This window comes from Mucilaginibacter straminoryzae (assembly GCF_022953055.1).
Classification (GTDB): Bacteria; Bacteroidota; Bacteroidia; order Sphingobacteriales; family Sphingobacteriaceae; genus Mucilaginibacter; species Mucilaginibacter straminoryzae.
The window spans coordinates 17,324-37,071 of sequence record NZ_JALJEJ010000012.1 but is presented as its reverse complement, the minus strand read 5'-3'; the positions used below and the strand labels follow the sequence as shown (position 1 = coordinate 37,071).

Genomic DNA, 19,748 nt, shown 5'->3' with positions numbered 1-19,748 from the left:
AAAATGTAATTATTTTGCACGATACTTTTTCAATTCAGCACCTTTAACTTGTTTAGTAAATACCTTAAATATTTTTTTGCATTTAGCTTTTTCGGCGCGTTAACCATCAGCAACAGCTATGCTAACTTTGATTTTAATGCCAACTGTGTACAAGCTTATGAAAGCATTTTAAGTTTGAAGCTTAAGCGTGCGCGGGTACAGATCGATCAGGAGAAGGCCGTCCATCCCAATAATTCCATTACTATCCTGCTTGATAATTATTACGATTACTTCTGGCTGCTGACCACCGAAAACAAAGCCGACTTCGACCGCTTAAAAAACAATAAAGGCCCACGGCTGGATAAGTTAGAAGATGAGGACAAGAACTCGCCTTACTATAATTTCTGCCAGGCACAAGTCAACCTGCAATGGGCGTTGCTACATAGCCGCTTTGGCGAGAATACCACGGCAGGCTTCGAGGTGAACCGGGCCTACCGGCTGTTGCAATCCAACGCGAAAAAATTCCCGGGATTTTTACCGGATGATATCCCCCTGGGTATGGTGAATATCCTATTGGGTTCGCTGCCTGATGGCGCTTTAAAAAGCGCTTTAAGTTTCTTCGGAATTAAAGGGAACACCGCCACCGGCTTAAACATGCTGGAACAGTTAACCGGCAAGCTGCCAAAATCTGGCTATGCGTTCTATTACGACGAATTGGTGTTTTACCTTACCTACGTGCAGGCCTATGTGATTAACGATAGCGCGGCCTTTGCCAAAATGCAGCAGTACACTGCCAGTATTGATAGCAGCAGTTTACTAAAAACCTACATCAAAGCTTTTGTAGCTATCCGCACAGGGCATAGTACGGAGGCCATTGCTTATCTTGAGCATCGGCCGATGGGGAACGATTATCAGCCTTACCCCTACCTGGATTATCTGCTGGCCATCGCCAAAATGAACAAGCTGGATACCAATGCAGACGACTACTTCAGAAAGTACCTGAATGAATATAAAGGCGTAAATTATATCAAGGATGCCTACTGGCACATGGCTTGGTACTATCTTCTGCAAGGCGATGAGCATAAATACCAGTCGTACGTGCAACTGGTAAAAACAAAAGGTTACAATTACCACGATAAAGATAAGCAGGCTTTAGCGGAAGCTTCGGGGCCAGCACCACAACCCGAACTACTGAAAGCCCGGCTGCTGTTTGACGGTGGCATTTACGACAAAGCTTTAGCCATATTGCGCGATTTGAACCCGGCAGACCTGAAACAGGTACAGGACAAAGCAGAGTATTACTATCGCCAGGGCCGCATCTACGAAGCGATGAATAAAGATGAAGACGCCTTGCGTAGTTATCAGCAAACTATCGCGGCAGGCAAAGGCACGGCTTCTTACTACGCCCCTACGGCAGCGCTGCGGATCGGCGGTATATACGAAGGCCAGAAAAACCGTGCAGAGGCTGTTCATTACTACAATATGGCCATTGCATTTAAGAACCACCAGTACGAGAACAGCATCGAACAAAAAGCCAAAGAAGGTATTAAGCGATTAGGGTTTTAATTGATTTCGGAATTCGGATGTTTGATTTCTAGTTTTGATGATTTCGGATTTGATGGATTTTAGAATTCGGATGTTCGATTTCGGAAGTGTTATCTTCTTTTGCAAGTTTAAACTTAAAACAAACTGGTCTGCCGTCCTTTTTTAGGGGTAAATAAACTATGATCTAAGGGCGGCATTGCACGGCCGGACAGGAACCGGTTATAAGCTACCCTGAACAGTTGATGAATAGCTTCTGCAACGTTTCCGCTGCCTACCATTCTGCGGCCAAAGTCGCTATCGTTTAACTTTCCGTCGTGGCAGCTTTGGATCTGGTGCAATACCTTTTCTGCTTTTGCCGGGAACGTTTTATAGAGCCAGTCGGTAAAAATATCTGCAATGCTTCCGTTTAATCTCACCATGATAAAACCGGCATCGCACGCACCGCGGTTAGCAGCGGCACGGATAATATCAGGCACTTCGTTACTGTTCAATCCAGGTATAATCGGCGCAGCCATTACGCGTACCGGCACACTCACCGCAGCCAGCTTTTCTATGACGGCCAGCCTGCCTGTGGCGGTTACGGTACGGGGTTCGAGCTTTTGGCGCAGCTGTTCATCCAGCGAGGTGATGGAAACGTTCACATGGATCAGGTTCAGGCGGGCCAGTTCAGCTATAATATCCAGATCACGCAAGATCAGGTTATTCTTGGTGATGATACTTACCGGGTTCTTGTAATTCAAAAAAATCTGCAGCAATCGGCGGGTAATGCCCAGTTTGCGTTCAACCGGCTGATAGCAATCTGTATTGCCCGAAAGCATAATGGTAACCGGCTCATAATTCCTCCGGTTGAAATAATCTTCCAGCAGTTCAGGGGCATTTTGCTTCACAATAATCTTTCGTTCAAAATCAAGACCGGCGCTAAAGCCATAATACTCGTGGCTGTTACGGGCATAGCAATAAATACAACCGTGTTCGCAACCCTGGTATGGGTTTATGGAATACATGTGGCTTAAATCCGGGCTGTTAGATTCGCTTACGATCTTCCTGGCCGTTTCCTGGTAAAACTGCGTAATGGTGTTTTCCAGCAAAGGTTCGTCAATACCTTCCTGGTGCTCCAGTACATACTTATTCTTCAGGTATTTATTGTGGGTGTTTACCTGCGCGCCGCGTCCCTTAAAAAACTCCGGATTCTCTTCAAAAGGCATAAAGCAAAATTGCTAATTTAATTAGCAATTTACAACTCTATCAAATTATTTTTAATGGCGTAAAGTACCAGCCCTACCCTGCTCTTGATATTCAGCTTTTCGAAAAGCTGATCGCGGTAGCCGTCTACAGTACGTGCGCTGATACACATTTTATCTGCAATTTCCTTGTAGGTTAATTCGGTACCTACCAGTTTCAGAAATTCTATCTCGCGGCTATTCAACTTTACGTTCTCTGCCGGTTTATTAAAGTTGCTGAGCAGGTGTTTGGTGACGAAGGCGGGGTAATAAAACTCGTTTTCGGTAACGCGCTTTAATGCGGTTTCAAATTCTTCCGGCTCGGCGTCTTTTAATAAGTAGCCGTTCACGCCAAGTTTTACCATGCCAAGTACTTTTTCCGCATCCTGGAACATAGAAAGGATGATGATCTTGATGTCCGGGTAATTTTTCCTCAGCCACTGGGTGGTTAAAAATCCATCCATTTCTGGCATATTAATATCCAGCAGGATGATTTGCGGCTTAACTTTAGGGGTTAATTTGTTGATAAGTTCCTGCCCGTTGGAAGCTTCAAACAGTACCCGGTAGCCCGGCACCTGGTTAATCAACGAGGCTATGCCGCTTCTGAACAAGCGGTGATCATCTACCAGTACAATATCAATAGGTTCCGTCAGCATAAATTTGCTGTATTACTTCATCAAGGGTTAAACTGATACGGCAACCTTTACCTACTGCACTTTCTATATTGGCTTTTGCACCAATCAATTTAGCCCGGTTTAACATATTGTTTAAGCCAGAGCCTTCAAAATCATTCAATATCCGGGTATCAAACCCCTCGCCATTATCAGAAATGGTTAAATTAAACACTTTTTCGGAATATAGCAACTCCACTTTCATCTGTTTGGCGTTGGCGTGTTTCAGCGCGTTGTTAACAGATTCCTGGAAAATCCGGAAGATCACCAACTCACGTTTTTCGCCTAATGTATATGCCTCACCATCTACCTGGAGCGTGACGGTGATCAGCCCGCTGTTATTAATGCGTTTGATCTCGCGCTCGAGTGTATTCGTTAACCCCATCGCCTTGATCGAGTCGAAACTGAGGCTTTTAGAAAGGTCGCGCAGATCATTAATGGCTTGTGCCAGCAACTCGCGGCTCTCGTTGATCTTTGCCCGGTTTTGCTCGGGGTCAGCAGTTTTAACACCTAATGAAAGCTTGACGAATGAAAGTACCTGCGTGATGTTATCGTGTATTTCGCGGCTGATGTAGCTCAGCGTCTGGTCCTGCACTTCTATCTGGGTTTTTAACAACTCCTGTTTGTAATGCGACTGCAGATCTGCTTTCTCGCGCCGGTTACGGGCCTGGCGTCGATTATACAGCACTACGAAAAAAATAAGGAAGCTTACAATTAAAGCAAAGAAGAGACACGCAATAAATACTACCGTTATGATATCATTATTGATATCCAAACCTTCTTTTCTCATTTTTATCAATCAATATCGCAACCAAAATCAGTGAATACAACAGGATGTTCATGTAGGTTAATAGGTCATACAAAATATCTTGATTGATATGATGCGCGACAAAGTAGTTTTGCAGACCGAATTTAAGAAAAACAGTGGAGCCAAATAGTAACCAAGCAGTTGAGTTCCAAAAAATAGGTTGCATAGTCAAGCTCTTTTCTTCAGAAGTCAAAATTAGTTGCTTGTAGCTTAGTATTGCGTAAACGATGAAAGCGATCAGTCCTATTAAAATCGAATTGCTTGCAAATTTGCCCCGTTGAATATAAACGGCGTTTAAAATCACAAAAAAACAGTAAACTGGAATAAGTACCCGTATAACTTTTTTTATCCTTTCGTCCTCAAGAAAATGATAATATGTTAGCGATACCAGCGTAAATTCGAATAACCTCAATATGTGACTACAAATCAGGTTATTATGAACTGTACGGGCAAGTACTTTTGCAACCGTCTCATCGACAAAAGTTATTGGCATTAATATGGCTGTTACCTTAAAAGCCGGGGTTAAACGCTTGTATCGTATCATACTGATAATCGCTGTAAACAGCAGTAACAGCATATAAACTATATAATCAGCTTCTAACCTTTTTAATTCTTGCATCATATAAAAAGACGACTAATTAATATCATCTTGATCTCGAGACCAGTCTAATAATGCTTAATCAGCACACCTAAAATTGTGCTTCTAATAACGCCCTTCCCGCACTTTAATTAATATTGATTTCCCTATGTCGTTAGGTCTTGATTTTGCTGCTTTACACAAAAAACCAGTAAGCTAATGTTTATGGAAAAGGAAGAGAGCTTGAAAGATTTCATCTATATTTAAATCTCTTCTTTTCATCTTTATCAATAACTAACGCTACAAGGATCAATAAATACAGCAGGATGTTCATGTATGTTAACAAATGGTGAAGAATATCCTGCTTAATGTGGTGAGCAACGACATAGTTTTGCAAAGCCCATTTTAGAAAAATGGTAGAGCCAAAAAGTAGCCAAGCAGTAGAAAGCCAAAAAATAGGCTGCATGGCCAAACTTCTTTCTTCATCAGAAAGAATTAATTGTTTATAACTCAACATAGCATATACCACAAAAAAAATAAGCTCCGTTAATATACTATTACTTGCAAATTGCCCTCTTTGTATCCAGATAGCATTTATAATATCAAAAACACAAAATATAGGAATGAAAAGTCCAATAGCTTTTTTTGTTGTAACGTTTTTAAGAAAATGATAATAAGTAAGAGAAATGCAAGTAAATTCAAAAGGTGTTAGTACATGGCTACAGATTAGATTATTATGAACTGTTCTGGCCAATATTTTCGCAACTGTTTCATTTATAAAAGTTAAGGGCATTAAAATCGCGGTAGACTTAAATGCAACAGATAGATATCTATAACGAATCATTGCAACAACCGAGGTCGTTAGCAACACGGACATATAAACAAGCCACTCTGCTCTTAAACTCCTAAATATCTCAAACATCAAATAATATAATTTCCTTAACTGATTGGCCCGTTAGTTTAACAGGCCAATCAGCGTCGTGTTACTTAGATTTGAATAGTGACTCTTAGTATGGCAAATCTCCGCAGTTATCAGGGCATGAATCGCTATGATCATACGGGTCGCCATTGGTGTAAGGCGGCTCTCCCGGGTCACCTTTACCATCTGCGCCAGCATACTTAGGATTACGCTTTGCACCGGCAAAAACCATAGCAATCACATTGTCATTCTTATCAACATGCTCGTGATGCTTAGCAATATAGAAATGGATACCATCATAATTATCCGGGTGTTTCAGTATCTCTTCGAGTGAAGCCCGGTCAACCAAAAAGCCGCTTAATTTCTGACCGGCACGAGTTGTACTATGGCCATTGTTTTGTTTTTTGTAGCCCTGGATCATGCGCTTGGCAAGGGCTTTGTCAATTTTCTTCGACATAGGGTAATCAATATAATTTAAGTTGAATAAAGTACACAAGTATAAGCAACTTAAAGATAAGGAATACCGTGTTTTAACGGTAATAATCTGGTTAAAACCTACAGCGCAAATCCGTTAGTTCAGCGTAATTTAGATCAACAAATCGATGCAATTTTGATTGGTCTCAATAGTGGTGTTAAATGGGATGTGATGAAGTATCAGTATTTAGGGGCAATCAATAAACATACGGATTCAATCCCGCAACCTAAACCTAACTCCACGAAAGCGGTGCATGTAGTCGAAACAAGCGCCGCTTTCTTTATTTCAGGTGGCTCGTCACTCGATCAGTACCCGCTAATCTCTTGATTCCTGACTCTTGGCTCTTGTCTCTCATCTCTCGCCTCTAAATGAAGCTATCCGTCAAGCATAAATACAAATAGCTCTTTCGGCCCATGTGCGCCGAGTACCAGCGTCTTCTCAATATCTGCCGTGCGGCTTGGCCCTGTAATAAAAGAAAGCATCGACGGCAAGTCTGCGCCATATTTTTGTTTCATTAGTTGAAGGGCGTCTTTCACGTCCATTACCAATTGCGAAGTATAGGCCAGTACGATATGCACGGGAGGATAAATACTTAAGCGGCGACCGGCTGAATTCGCATTGGAAACCAATACGCTGCCATTGCGGGCTACCAAAGCTTCGCAAAGGGTAAAGCCCACTTCTGCCTGGTCAAAATCCTTATCGGTGGCGTAGTAAGGATATTCGTACTGGTTAAGCAATTCCTGCAAAGCAGGCTCCCAGCAATAGATTTTATGCCACTTACGCTGCTCGGCCAGCGTCAACAAGTTCTCGATAAACTGTATCTCGTCTTCACAAAAAACAAACTGACCGGCTACGTTTTGCAGGTTCTCTGCAAACAGCACTTCGGGTAATTCATCCGTCTCCGGGTATAGCGGCAGCTCCTCCAGGTTAGGGTACGGGTTATCCCGCTTCTCTAACAAAGCCTTCCGGATCTTTTTTAGCAGTTGTTCTTTCGGTGTGGTGTTACGGATATTCATATTAAAAAAAGAAAGCCATGATGCGCGAACACCATGGCTTCTCCAATAACTAAAATATTAGACATTGGGCCCCTGCTCCTCTATACGGGCAGTGCCTGGATTTGTTACCTCTTCTGGTATCGCATTGTTATCTTTTTCCGGATTTAATGCCGCTTCGCCATTTACAAACTTATCATAAGTGGTACGCGTATCAAACGGACGCTTGCCTAACAGCTCTTCCAGGTCAGACTGGAACAATACTTCTTTCTCTAAAAGCTTCGCAGCCAGTTTTTCCAAACCTTCGCGTTTTTCATCCAAAAGGGTTTTGGTACGCTGGTAAACCTCGTCAATCATTTTACGCACTTCTTCGTCAATCAACTCTGCTGTGGTATCAGAATAAGGCTTGTTAAACTGGTACTCGCCTTGCGGATCATAGAAAGAAAGGTTACCCACCTTATCGTTCATACCGTAGATCTTCACCATGGCATAAGCCAATTTGGTGATGCGCTCTAAGTCGCTCAATGCACCGGTTGAAATTTTACCGAACACCAGGTCTTCCGCAGCACGGCCACCCATAGATACGGTCATCTCGTCTACTAGTTGTTCCGTAGTATGTAAGAATTGTTCTTTCGGCAGATATTGTGCATAACCTAACGCAGCAACACCACGCGGAACAATAGATACCTTCACCAGCGGATCGGCATGTTCCAGGAACCAGCCTGCAATAGCATGACCAGCTTCGTGGTAGGCCACAATGCGTTTCTCTTCGGGAGAGATAATTTTGTTCTTTTTCTCCAGACCACCAATCACACGGTCAATCGCATCCTGGAAGTCTTGCATATCAATCGCCTCTTTGTCTTTACGGGCCGCAATTAACGCAGCCTCGTTACAAACATTGGCAATCTCTGCGCCGGCAAAACCAGGGGTTTGTGCAGAAAGCTTTTTAGCTTCCACATCACCTGCCAGCTTTAACGGTTTCAAGTGTACTTTAAAGATTTGCTCGCGGCCAACCAAGTCTGGTTTATCAATAGAGATCTGACGGTCAAAACGGCCCGGACGAAGCAGCGCAGAGTCTAATACATCCGGACGGTTAGTAGCTGCCATGATGATGATACCAGAATCCGTACCGAAGCCGTCCATCTCTACCAGTAACTGGTTCAGCGTATTTTCGCGCTCGTCGTTACCGCCGACAATATTGTTCTTGCCACGGGCACGGCCGATGGCGTCAATCTCGTCAATGAAAATGATACAAGGTGCTTTGTCTTTTGCCTGGCGGAACAAGTCGCGCACACGTGATGCACCAACGCCCACGAACATCTCCACAAAGTCTGAACCTGACAGCGAGAAAAATGGCACCTGCGCCTCACCGGCAACGGCTTTAGCCAGTAGTGTTTTACCAGTACCTGGTGAACCTACCAGCAACGCACCTTTCGGGATTTTACCACCCAAGTTGGTATATTTTTTAGGGTTCTTCAGGAAATCAACGATTTCCATCACCTCTTGTTTGGCTTCTTCTAATCCGGCAACATCATTGAAAGTTACGTTCACCTGCGATTCTTTATCGAACAGCGTAGCTTTAGATTTACCGATGCTGAAGATCTGACCGCCCGGGCCACCGCCAGAGCCACCGCTCATGCGGCGCATAATGTATAACCAAACGCCTGCAAAAAGCACCATGATAATTACGCCCTGTACCAACCAGTTCGATAGCAGGTTTTCGTGCTGTACAAATTGGATAGGCGTTTTCTCTGCATCCGGAATGTCTTTTTCAGCAGCACTGATCGTTTGTTTGATACTTTCGTAAGAAGCATCTGTAAAGGTGTATTGCGGGCCACTATTTACGTTAAATGAGCGCTGATCGCGGATGTCGCTGTACTGCGGTTTTCCAAGCGCCTCTTTTTTCAGGTAAACTTCTGCCACTACCAGGTCGCCGTCTTTATAGGCAACTATTTTATCAACGTCGTGCTGTTTCAGCATTTCAGATTGGAAACGCTGCGCGCTGATCTGTTTGCCTGTACCGCTGTTTAATATCATTGGCACTACCAGTAATGCCAGAATAATAACAGCATAAAGCCACATAATGTTAAATTTAGGTGGTTTAGGCGTTATCTTCTTATTAGATATTCGGCGGATATTTTTAGGCTTATCTGTTTTATTGTCTTTCATGTTTTTAGCTCAAACGATGCAATCTAAATTAATTTGCGGGAAAAGGAGCGGATGGTACGGTTTAAGCGCTTTTATAATACTTTATTTCAGCATCACCCCACAAATCCTCTACACCATAAAATTCACGTTTATCGGTTCTGAATATATGGACAACAACATCAATGTAGTCCAGTAAAATCCATTCGGCGTTCTCGAACCCTTCTTTACGCCATGGCTGCTGATGCAGCTCTTTATATATCTCTTCTTCTACGCTATCGGCTATTGCTTTAACCTGGGTGCTGGAATCAGCGTGGCAAATCACAAAATAATCGGATACTGAGCTGAAGACATTTTTAAGATCTAATCTTACTATTTCATTCCCTTTCTTTTCCTGAATACCGTGGATGGCTAACTCAGAAATGTAAGCGGATTCATTTATCGCTTTGTTTTTTACCATCAAAAAGAATTAGTTTTGAACGATTTGGTTTTCTATAACGTTTGTACATTGCAAAATAACATATTTTCAGGATTATTTGTTGGACAAAATTTAGTAACCCTGAAACAGGTTGATTCTACGAATAACTATCTTAAAAAGATATTGTCAAATTCTGAGCCATTACCCGAAGGAACGGTCATTATGGCAGAAGAACAATACGCCGGGCGAGGACAATACAAAAATGGTTGGTTTGCCGAAAAAGGCAACAATCTTACCATCAGCATTTTACTAAAGCCGTTATTTTTACCCTTAAATGACCAATTTCAGCTAACCCAAGTTGTAAGTATTGCCACTGTTAAAGCACTAAAGCAAACATCCGGGCTAAGTTATCAGATTAAATGGCCGAATGATATTTACTACGGCGAGAAGAAGTTAGGCGGTATCCTGATCGAAAATTCTGTTCAGGGCAAGCGCATCAACAATTCGGTAATCGGGATTGGGCTTAACGTAAACCAGCCCCAATTCCCTGAAAACCTGCCCCGCGCCGTATCGCTTAAACAAATCTTACAAAGAGATTATGATTTAAAGGCAGTATTATCAGAAATTTGCCGGCATATAGAAGCCTGGTACCTGAAGCTGAAAGCAGGAAAGACGGATGAAATCAACATCGCTTACCTAGACCGTCTGTTAGGATTAAACGAAGAGCGGCGATACCGGTCTGAAGAAGAAACGTACCGTGGTGTGATCAAGGGAGTCGATCATTCGGGTTTGCTGGAGATACAAACCAATGGTATCATTAAAAAATATAATTTAAAAGAAGTAGAATTTTTATTTGACTGACATGAGAAAATTATTTTTAGCCGTAGTGGCAGTAATGGTCTGCACCGCTGTGAACGCGCAGATTTTAAACCCGGTGAAATGGTCATACGCTGCCAAGAAGCTAAACAACCAGGAAGCTGTTATTTTTATTAAAGCAACTATCGATCAGGGCTGGCACCTGTATTCGCAGAACGTGAAAGACGGCGGCCCGGTAAAAACCTCCTTTAAGTTCCCGGCTTCTAAAGATTACACCATGGTGGGTAAAACCGCCGAACCAAAACCGGTTACCAAATTCGAAGATGCGTTTAAAATGAATGTAAGTTACTTCGAAAATGAGGTGATCTTTCAGCAACGCGTGAAACTGAAAAAGCCAAACGCGGTAGTAAAAGGCGAGCTTGAATTTATGGTTTGTAACGATAAACAATGCCTGCCGCCGGATAACGTACAATTTTCTGTAGCTGTTAAATAACGAAGGGTTTAAAATGGTTAGCGTTCAGCACCGATATTTTCATAAATCATTTACAGCAGTATTATTGGTAATACTGCTTTTTATTTGCGGCCATCAACCTGCAGTTGCGGCAACACTTCAAACTGCCGACACCGTTTCTACTTCGGGCGTAGATTTTACACCGATTACTACCCCTGCGGATAGTATTGCCGAAGCAAAGAAAAAAGCAGCGCAGGTAACTGCAGCCCCGGCCAAGGCGACCGTGCAAAAAGCAAAGGCAGCGGAAGAAAAACCTAAAACACTTTGGCAGATCTTTTTAGAAGGTTTTCTGGGCGGCTTTGCCGCACTGATTATGCCTTGTATCTATCCCATGCTGCCTTTAACCGTCAGCTTCTTTACCAAGAAGGCAGGCAGCCGCAGCAAGGCAGTTTTCCAGTCGGTGCTATATGGCGTATCCATCATCGTGATTTATGTGGCCCTGGGGTTAATCATCACCTTATTATTCGGCTCGGATGCGCTGAACTCGCTTGCTACGAATGGCATATTTAACCTCTTCTTCTTCCTGCTGCTGGTTGTTTTCGGGGCATCGTTCCTTGGCGCTTTCGAAATTACACTACCCAGCTCTTTAGGCAATAAGCTTGACCAAAACGCCGACAAGGGTGGCTTCGCCGGGATATTTTTCATGGCCGCTACGTTAGCCGTGGTATCCTTCTCATGCACTGGGCCGATCATCGGCACCTTGCTGGTTGATGCGGCCGCCAAAGGCGAAAGACTGGCACCTGCTTTGGGCATGTTCGGTTTCTCATTTGCCTTGGCCCTGCCATTCACCTTGTTTGCGCTATTCCCTTCGTTGCTGAAAAGCCTGCCAAAATCTGGCGGATGGCTGAATACGGTTAAGGTATTTTTAGGTTTTGTAGAGCTGGCTTTTGCGCTGAAATTCCTATCGAATGTAGACCTGGCTTACCACTGGAACTGGTTCGACCGTGAAATTTTCCTGGCCCTTTGGATTGCCATCGGTCTGATGCTGGGCCTGTACCTCATTGGCAAGATCAAGTTTTCGCACGATAGTGAACTGGAACACCTTACGGTGCCCCGTACGTTCATTGCCATTATTGTATTTGCTTTTGTGGTATATATGATCCCCGGCATGTGGGGCGCCCCGCTCAAAACGCTAAGTGGTTTTTTACCGCCGATGGCCACGCAGGATTTTGTGCTGAATAATGATGGAGGCTCTGCGCCTGCTGCCGCTACCCAAAATGTGAGTATCAAGAATAAAAAATATGAAGACCTTTTCGTCCGCGGTAAACACCAGGGGCTGAACGAGTGGTACGATTATGAGCAGGCTTTGCAGATTTCAAAAGAATTGCATAAACCTGTATTGATAGATTTTACCGGCTGGAATTGTGCTAATTGCCGCAAAATGGAGTTAGAGGTATGGTCTGATACGGAAGTGCACAAGCGCCTGCGAGACGAATTTGTACTGCTGGAATTATATGTAGACGAAAAAACGCCGCTACCGGCAGCAGAACAGTATGTTTCTTCCTTCAGCGGAAAGAAGGTTGTTTCCATCGGTAATAAAAACTCTGATTACGAAGCTTCAAAGTTCAACGTGAACTCGCAGCCTTATTATGTGATCGTTAATTCTAACGGAGACGTATTGGTACCCCCCCAGGGCGCTAACTACAACGTGGCAGAATACCTGAAATATTTAGATAGCGGAATTGCCGCTTTTAAATTGAGCGATAGCAAAAAATAAGTGTAAATTCGCACCCTGAAATTTAGGGTGTACTTTACACACATTGATTAAACAGTTATTAAGCCTTTGGCTAATTTGACAGTCAGAAGCTTGAATAAAATTGGGAATTATGGCTCAGATTAAAAACGTTGGTGTATATACCTCGGGCGGCGATGCTCCTGGCATGAACGCTGCCATACGGGCAGTAGTACGAACGGCGCTATACTATAATTTAGAGGTAACAGGCATCCGCCGTGGTTATGAAGGCATGATCAACGGCGATTTCCTTACAATGGACCGTAAATCTGTCGGTAACATTATTCAACGTGGCGGCACTATATTAAAAACTGCCCGCAGCGAACACTTTAAAACTGCTGAAGGCCGCAAACTGGCTTACGAAAACCTGAAAAAACGCGGCATTGATGCCTTAGTGGCTATCGGCGGCGACGGTACTTTTACCGGTGCCAAAGTTTTCGGCAAAGAATATAATTTCCCCATCGTTGGTCTTCCCGGCACTATTGATAACGACCTTTTAGGAACCGACTACACCATCGGTTACGATACCGCGATCAATACCGTTATTGATGCAGTGGACAAGATCCGTGACACTGCAGAATCGCACGACCGCCTGTTCATTGTTGAAGTGATGGGCCGCGACTCTGGCCTGATTGCACTGCGTACCGGTATCGCTGCCGGTGCCGAAGCGATCCTGATCCCGGAGACCAAAACCGATTTGAATGCACTTTACCACAAGCTGGAGCAAGGCCGTAAAGACAAATCTTCGAAAATTGTAATTGTTGCCGAAGGTGAGGAAGCCGGTGGCGCATTCGAGATTGGCAAACTGATTAAAGACCGCTTCCCGAATTACGATACACGTGTTTCTGTACTCGGACACATCCAGCGTGGCGGTCGGCCAAGCTGCCAGGACCGTGTATTGGCCAGCCGTGTTGGTGTAGCTGCTGTTGAAGCATTGCTGAAAGGGCACCATAACGAGATGATCGGTGTTATTAACGGCGAGATCTCTTATACACCTTTTGAAAGCGCTATCAAGCACAATACCGAGATCAACCCGGCATTACTGAAGATTGTAGATATTTTGTCACTGTAGTTTTAACTATAGAAGCAAGAACCAAGATACAAGAACCAAGAGGCGCACTCTTGGTTTTTTGCTTTAGCGATGTTGGCGGAAGGTTTACGTATTTAAAAAAGCTGTCATTAAGAGCGTAACGAGAAATCTCCTCTGCTTATCACTTGGAAGAAGATTCTTCACTTTGTTCAGAATGACAACTTTCGGGTTTCTATCTCTTGATTCTTGTCTCTTGGTTCCTGATTCTTAATCAGTTTGCAAGTTCTTTAAATATTACTTATCTTTGCCACCCCGCAGAATAGTCTCCGGGGAGAATGTTGAATACATAACAAAGAATGGCAACTAAAATCAGACTGCAAAGACACGGTAAAAAAAGCAGAGCTTTTTATTACATCGTGGTAGCAGACTCTCGCGCACCACGCGATGGTCGTTTCATTGAGCGTTTAGGCTCTTACAATCCGAACACTAACCCTGCAACTATCGATATCAACTTCGATAAAACTTTAGACTGGGTTAACAACGGTGCACAACCAACCGATACTTGCCGCGCAATTCTTTCTTACAAAGGCGTGTTATACCGCAAACACTTACAAGGTGGTGTAGCTAAAGGCGCTTTTACCCAAGAAGTAGCAGACCAAAAATTTGCTGCATGGCTTGAGCAGAAAGATGGCAAAATCACAGGTAAAAAATCAAGCTTAACCAACGCTAAAGAAGAAGCCCGCAGAGCTGCTTTAGCTGCAGAAGCTAAAAAGAAAGAGGACAGAGCTGCTGCAATAGCTGCTAAAAATACGCCTCCGGCAGAAGAAGCTGAGCCTACTGAAGAGGCTGCACAAACAGAAGAAACTGCAGAATAACTTTAATTAAAGTATTTTTAATAGCGAAGTTCCCTAAAAAGTTCTTCGCTATTATTTTTTAAAGGCAATTGAGATGATTAAAAGCGAAGACACCTTCCGGATTGGCAGCCTCTCTAAAACCAGGGGTTTAAAAGGCGAACTACAGTTGTATGTTGATTTTGACGGACTGGACGATATAAAGTTTGATGCCGTATTTATTGACGTGGCCGGCAAACTGGTTCCGTACTTTGTTAAGTCGGTAAAATACCCGATGCCGAATACTGCCTATATCAACTTTGAAGAAGTGGACACGGTGGAAAAAGCCGCGAAGCTGGTAAAGAAGGATGTTTACCTGCCCAATAAGCTTAAACCGCAGAAGGGCGAGGACGACTTTACCCTGTTTGACTTGGAGGGCTTCATCGCTATTGACGAACAACTGGGCGAGCTGGGCGAGATCATTGACGTTGCCGAATATCCGCAGCAGATCATTGCCACTGTAAAATACCAAGGCCACGACGTACTTTTCCCATTAAATACAGCGACCATCAAAGGTATAGACCTAGAAGGTGGTGAAGTGTATGTAGACCTTCCGGAAGGGTTGCTGGATGTATACTTAGAGTAGATGCGATAAGTATCACCTGATTAAATAAAAAAATGTAAAGCATACTTACCAAATGTAAAATAAGTTTTACATTTGGTAAATCAAACTTTACAATTATGAAACCTGCCTTCTTATTTCCACACAACTGGCGCATTGCCGGTTACATTCTGTTGACTATCGGCTTAGCCTATTTTGCGTTAACAGGCTACTCTGGTTACCAACTTTTAGTCTGGCATCATTTCAGGTATGAGCAATCGCTTTCAAAAAGCATAGACGAATGTTTTGATAACGAACTTCAATTAACATTTATAGTAGCCGGATTATTACTGATTGCTTTTGCAAAAGAAAAAATAGAGGATGAGCAGATTTCCCAGATCCGGCTGGAATCGCTAAAAAAAGCGACCTATTTAAATTATCTGATCTTCATTTTTATCATTTGGATTGCCTACGGTTTTGATTTTTTATTTTACACCCTTTACAACGTATTAACACTTTTGGTCTTCTTTATTATCACCTTCAGATGGTCTGTTTATAAAATGAACCGAATGGCTAATGAATTGGAGGTAGCATGAAAAATACACTTCGTGTACAACGTGCTATCCTGAATATTACCCAAAGCCAATTAGCCGATGCTGTAGGGGTATCCCGACAAACGATTAATAGTATTGAAAGCAACCGGTACGTACCTTCCACGCTACTAGCTTTAAAAATAGCCCGGGTAATTAAAAAGCCTGTTGAAGAGATATTTGAATTAGAAGAATCGGATTAATCTTACACCAAATTTCAATCCCTATCTTTGCCCTGATTCTTGTCTCCTGACTCTATAAAAAATGCGTTTCGATATCATTACCGTACTGCCAGGCTTGTTAGAAAGCCCCTTTGCCCATTCCATTTTGCAACGTGCGCAAAAGAAGGGCATCGCCGAAATAGTTGTGCATAACCTGCGCGATTATTCTGCCAACAAGCATAAAACCGTAGACGATTACCCCTATGGTGGCGGCAGCGGTATGGTAATGATGATAGAACCTTTTGCCGCTTGTATTGAAAAGCTGAAAAGCGAACGCAACTATGATGAAGTGATTTTCATGACGCCGGATGGTGTAACGTTTAACCAGCAGATCGCCAATCAGCTTTCGGTTAGGGAAAACATCATTATCCTTTGCGGGCATTACAAGGGGATAGACCAGCGTGTGCGCGATTTATACGTCACCCGCGAGATCTCCATTGGCGACTATGTCCTTTCCGGCGGTGAACTGCCTGCGGCTGTTTTGGTAGATGCCATCGTACGGCTGATCCCAGGGGTACTGTCCGACGAAACCTCTGCCCTTTCAGATTCTTTCCAGGGCGAACTGCTGGATGCACCGGTATATACCCGCCCGGCTGACTGGAACGGCCACAAAGTGCCGGATATCCTATTGAGCGGCAACACACCGGAAATAGAAAAGTGGCGTTTCGAGCAATCTTTGGAACGCACCAAACAACGCAGGCCGGATTTGCTAAGTGAGTAGTTCGTTCTTGGGTTTATTGAGTTATTGGTTGCAGGTTTTGCTATCAAGAATCAAGCTATCTTAACATATCACCCTTGAAACACCACAATAGCGTAATAACCTAATACACTTAATAACCGCCTTCATTGTGGATAAAATAAATATTGTTGAAAAAAATGAAAACATCTTTTTATTTCCACAAAAAATGCCTATTATTGCAATCCGATTTTTACGGGTTAAAAATCGCATTAAGAGCTATAAATCATGGATTTAGTAAAATTTGTTGAAGAGCAGTCAGTAGAAAAAAAGCAGTTTCCTGCATTTAAATCAGGTGATACTGTCAGCGTACACTATAAAATCAGAGAAGGTAACAAGGAGCGTATCCAGGTTTACCAAGGTGTGGTTATCCAACGCAACAGCGCTGGCGCTACTGAAACCTTTACCGTTCGTAAAGTTTCTAACGGTGTTGGTGTTGAGCGTATTTTCCCGATCAACTCACCAAACATTGACAAAATTGATGTAAACAGCCACGGTAAAGTACGTCGTGCTAAGCTATACTACTTACGCGAACTTACCGGTAAAGCAGCTCGTATCAAATCAAAAAGAGTTTAATTCTATCTGCTTCAAGATATTAAGCCTTTCTGCTTTGCAGAAGGGCTTTTTTTGTTTGCTCAACGCCATCCTCCTTCCTTGTTCTAGTTTGAAACAAGCGCTTGATAGCTATTCGCGATCGAATCGCTTTTATTTTGCTAGCACGCGTTACAAACGCGCGCAAGATTAACTTGTCTTGGCGATCATAGCGCCGCAATCTCTTTTATTGCCCCCAGTCGTCAGATCGCCACTCCGTCTACCGACGGATTGCAATGACAAGGTGAAAGTATACCATAAGGAAAGAGTTGTCTTTGCGAGCGTAGCGCAGCAATCTCGTTTACCGCCCCCAATCGACGGATCGCCACACTTCTTCGAAGTTCGCGATGACAAGAAGTTAGACTAAAAGAGTTGTCTTTGCGAGCGTAGCGCGGCAATCTCGTTTACTGCCCCCAATCGACAGATCGTGATGACAAGAAAATTTGAGAATAAAAAAGGCGCCTTCATGAGGCGCCCTCTTCATATAATGCTTTTATCGCTTAAACCGTTTCAGCCTCTAAAGCTATTTGCTCATCAACAAGGATACGTCCGCAATGCTCGCAAACGATGATCTTTTTTCGTTGACGGATGTCGGCCTGGCGCTGAGGCGGAATTTGGTTGAAACAGCCAGAGCAAGAATCACGCTGGATGGTAACCACGGCTAAACCGTTCTTAGCATTTTGGCGCAGACGGGTGTAAGCAGTTAATAAACGAGGCTCGATATGATCTTTAGCCTGTTCTGCCTGCGAGGTTAATTCCTCTTCCTCTTTCTGGGTTTCTGCAGTAATGGTACCTAATTCAGCTTTCTTAGCGTCAAGGTCGTTCTTACGGCTTTCCAGGTCGGCAGCGGCTTTGTCATAAACCTGCGTTTTATTGCCAATCTCGTATTCAAACTCGCGGATCTTTTTCTCGCTCACCTGGATATCCAGGCCCTGAATTTCAATTTCCTTAGAAATAGCTTCGTACTCGCGGTTGTTCTTCACATCTGTAAGCTGGCCTTCATATTTTTTGATATTGGCCTGCGCTTCTTTGATCAGGTTTTTGCGGGTAACAATGTTATCTTCCAGATCATCAAGCTCTGCTTTGATCTTATTGATCCGGGTCTCTAATTGCGCCACATCATCTTCCAGGTCAGCAACTTCCATAGGCAGCTCACCTCTGATCTGGCGGATCCTGTCTATTTTAGTATGGATAGTTTGTAGTTCGTATAAAGCTTTCAGCTTTTGTTCTACGGTTTGTTCCATTAAATAAAATATTTTATAGGGTTTGTATTAATCTCTGTTAAACGGACGGCAAAGTTAGGAAATTTTTTCCGAATAATTTCATACAATAAATGCTGCGTAAACTGCTCACTTTCAAAATGTCCCACGTCTGCAATTACAATCTTTCTTTCGGCATCAAAAAACTCGTGATACTTATAGTCGGCCGTTATAAAAATGTCCGCGCCTGAAGCAATCGCCTGCTTTAGCAGGAACCCGCCCGAGCCTCCGCAAACAGCTACCTTTCTGATCGGTCTTCCACGTAATTCGGTATGGCGGATCACCTGCGCCTTCAAGCTATACTTTACGTGTCGTAAAAATTCCTGCTCGGGCAAAGGAATCTCCAGTTCACCGATCATGCCGGAACCAACCTGGTTATACGCATTGGTAACCGGATATAGGTCATAAGCCACCTCTTCGTAAGGATGCGCCAGGAACAAAGCCATCAATATTTTGCTTTCCAGGTTAGCCGGATAGATCGTTTCAATTTTTATTTCGGCCTCGTGGTGTTGTTCGCCGGGCAGGCCCACAAACGGGTCGCTATGCTCATTCCCCTTAAATGTGCCGGTCCCCTCGCTGTTAAAGCTGCATTCGCTGTAGTTGCCAATGTTACCCGCACCGGCTTTGAACAAAGCTCCCCGCACTACTTCGGCTTGCGCTGTTGGTACGTAAGTAACCAGCTTTTTCAAAAGGTTTTGTTTGGGCGAAAGAATGTGACTGTTTTTCAGGCCCAGCACATCGCATATCCGTTTATTTACTCCGCCGGTTACGTTATCTAAGTTAGTATGGATGGCGTATAGCGCAATATTGTGCCGGATGGCCTTTTCAACCACCCGCTCTACATAAGTACGGCCGTTAAATCTCTTCAGCCCCTTAAAAACAATGGGGTGGTGCGAGATGATCAGCTGGCAGCCCTTCGCTATCGCTTCGTCCACTACCTCCTCTGTGCAATCGAGAGAAATCAGTGTCTGCTGCACTTCGTGATCAGGCTGGCCGACAATCAGGCCCGAGTTGTCGTAATCTTCCTGGTAAGCCAGCGGCGCCAGGCTTTCAAGAAATGAAGTAATGTCGCTTATTTTCAT

General features: G+C 43.6%; 22 protein-coding genes. 11 read left to right on the top strand and 11 right to left on the bottom strand.

The genetic code is table 11. The features are described from left to right. Positions 1–48: 48 nt before the first annotated feature. Positions 49–1,545 carry a tetratricopeptide repeat protein gene (locus MUY27_RS18740; RefSeq protein ID WP_245132662.1) on the top strand — a complete coding sequence of 499 codons (1,497 nt, stop codon included), beginning with the start codon at positions 49–51 and terminating at the stop codon, positions 1,543–1,545. A 113-nt stretch (positions 1,546–1,658) separates the two neighbouring features. Here MUY27_RS18740 and MUY27_RS18735 read toward each other — a convergent pair whose 3' ends face one another. The 9 genes from MUY27_RS18735 to rsfS all read right to left on the bottom strand — a co-directional run bounded on the left by MUY27_RS18735 (position 1,659) and on the right by rsfS (position 9,791). Next, the gene (locus MUY27_RS18735; protein WP_245132660.1) at positions 1,659–2,729 is read right to left on the bottom strand and encodes a PA0069 family radical SAM protein; all 1,071 of its coding nucleotides are present in this window, start codon (positions 2,727–2,729) and stop codon (positions 1,659–1,661) included. Between the two features lie 29 nt (positions 2,730–2,758). Beyond that, complete coding sequence (locus MUY27_RS18730; protein ID WP_245132657.1) at positions 2,759–3,400, bottom strand: response regulator transcription factor; 642 nt, start codon at positions 3,398–3,400, stop codon at positions 2,759–2,761. Then, a complete protein-coding gene (locus MUY27_RS18725) occupies positions 3,381–4,205 on the bottom strand; it encodes a sensor histidine kinase (RefSeq protein WP_245132655.1) in 825 nt (274 codons plus the stop codon). The genes MUY27_RS18730 and MUY27_RS18725 overlap by 20 nt, the downstream gene beginning before the upstream one ends. Continuing rightward, a complete protein-coding gene (locus MUY27_RS18720) occupies positions 4,177–4,845 on the bottom strand; it encodes a hypothetical protein (RefSeq protein WP_245132653.1) in 669 nt (222 codons plus the stop codon). Before MUY27_RS18720 ends, MUY27_RS18725 begins: the two co-directional genes overlap by 29 nt. Positions 4,846–5,053: 208 nt before the next feature. Then, positions 5,054–5,722 carry a hypothetical protein gene (locus tag MUY27_RS18715; protein WP_245132651.1) on the bottom strand — a complete coding sequence of 223 codons (669 nt, stop codon included), beginning with the start codon at positions 5,720–5,722 and terminating at the stop codon, positions 5,054–5,056. 85 nt (positions 5,723–5,807) lie between these two features. Continuing rightward, entirely contained in the window at positions 5,808–6,176 is a 369-nt protein-coding gene (locus tag MUY27_RS18710) for a hypothetical protein (RefSeq protein WP_245132649.1), read from the bottom strand. 392 nt (positions 6,177–6,568) lie between these two features. Next, positions 6,569–7,210, bottom strand: coding sequence for a LutC/YkgG family protein (locus MUY27_RS18705; RefSeq protein ID WP_245132647.1), 642 nt, complete (start codon positions 7,208–7,210; stop codon positions 6,569–6,571). A gap of 57 nt (positions 7,211–7,267) precedes the next feature. Continuing rightward, positions 7,268–9,355, bottom strand: a complete 2,088-nt coding sequence (gene ftsH, locus MUY27_RS18700) for an ATP-dependent zinc metalloprotease FtsH (RefSeq protein WP_245132644.1) — start codon at positions 9,353–9,355, stop codon at positions 7,268–7,270. 61 nt (positions 9,356–9,416) lie between these two features. Continuing rightward, positions 9,417–9,791, bottom strand: coding sequence for a ribosome silencing factor (rsfS, locus tag MUY27_RS18695; protein WP_245132642.1), 375 nt, complete (start codon positions 9,789–9,791; stop codon positions 9,417–9,419). Between the two features lie 15 nt (positions 9,792–9,806). On the opposite strand from rsfS, the gene MUY27_RS18690 reads away from it, so the two are divergent. The 10 genes from MUY27_RS18690 (at position 9,807) to rplS (ending at position 17,392) form a co-directional block, all read left to right on the top strand. Then, a complete protein-coding gene (locus tag MUY27_RS18690) occupies positions 9,807–10,610 on the top strand; it encodes a biotin--[acetyl-CoA-carboxylase] ligase (RefSeq protein WP_338042700.1) in 804 nt (267 codons plus the stop codon). Position 10,611: 1 nt separating this feature from the next. Continuing rightward, a complete protein-coding gene (locus MUY27_RS18685; RefSeq protein ID WP_245132638.1) occupies positions 10,612–11,058 on the top strand; it encodes a protein-disulfide reductase DsbD domain-containing protein in 447 nt (148 codons plus the stop codon). A gap of 13 nt (positions 11,059–11,071) precedes the next feature. Continuing rightward, a complete protein-coding gene (locus tag MUY27_RS18680; protein ID WP_420846911.1) occupies positions 11,072–12,793 on the top strand; it encodes a protein-disulfide reductase DsbD family protein in 1,722 nt (573 codons plus the stop codon). Between the two features lie 109 nt (positions 12,794–12,902). Beyond that, positions 12,903–13,880 (top strand): 6-phosphofructokinase, encoded by a 978-nt coding sequence (pfkA, locus tag MUY27_RS18675; protein ID WP_245132635.1) that lies wholly within the window; start codon positions 12,903–12,905, stop codon positions 13,878–13,880. Between the two features lie 314 nt (positions 13,881–14,194). Continuing rightward, positions 14,195–14,713: a 30S ribosomal protein S16 gene (locus MUY27_RS18670; RefSeq protein ID WP_245132633.1), complete on the top strand. Its 519-nt coding sequence runs from the start codon at positions 14,195–14,197 to the stop codon at positions 14,711–14,713. Positions 14,714–14,786: 73 nt separating this feature from the next. After that, positions 14,787–15,314: a ribosome maturation factor RimM gene (gene rimM / locus MUY27_RS18665; protein ID WP_245132630.1), complete on the top strand. Its 528-nt coding sequence runs from the start codon at positions 14,787–14,789 to the stop codon at positions 15,312–15,314. Between the two features lie 95 nt (positions 15,315–15,409). Continuing rightward, complete coding sequence (locus MUY27_RS18660; RefSeq protein ID WP_245132628.1) at positions 15,410–15,865, top strand: hypothetical protein; 456 nt, start codon at positions 15,410–15,412, stop codon at positions 15,863–15,865. Then, positions 15,862–16,062, top strand: a complete 201-nt coding sequence (locus MUY27_RS18655) for a helix-turn-helix transcriptional regulator (protein ID WP_245132626.1) — start codon at positions 15,862–15,864, stop codon at positions 16,060–16,062. The genes MUY27_RS18660 and MUY27_RS18655 overlap by 4 nt, the downstream gene beginning before the upstream one ends. A gap of 61 nt (positions 16,063–16,123) precedes the next feature. Continuing rightward, positions 16,124–16,801 (top strand): tRNA (guanosine(37)-N1)-methyltransferase TrmD, encoded by a 678-nt coding sequence (gene trmD, locus MUY27_RS18650; RefSeq protein WP_245132625.1) that lies wholly within the window; start codon positions 16,124–16,126, stop codon positions 16,799–16,801. Positions 16,802–17,044: 243 nt separating this feature from the next. Next, positions 17,045–17,392, top strand: coding sequence for a 50S ribosomal protein L19 (gene rplS, locus MUY27_RS18645; protein ID WP_245132624.1), 348 nt, complete (start codon positions 17,045–17,047; stop codon positions 17,390–17,392). Between the two features lie 515 nt (positions 17,393–17,907). On the opposite strand, the gene MUY27_RS18640 is transcribed toward rplS, so the two are convergent. Next, positions 17,908–18,651 (bottom strand): zinc ribbon domain-containing protein, encoded by a 744-nt coding sequence (locus MUY27_RS18640; protein ID WP_245132621.1) that lies wholly within the window; start codon positions 18,649–18,651, stop codon positions 17,908–17,910. Then, positions 18,651–19,748 (bottom strand): Nif3-like dinuclear metal center hexameric protein, encoded by a 1,098-nt coding sequence (locus MUY27_RS18635; protein WP_245132619.1) that lies wholly within the window; start codon positions 19,746–19,748, stop codon positions 18,651–18,653. Before MUY27_RS18635 ends, MUY27_RS18640 begins: the two co-directional genes overlap by 1 nt.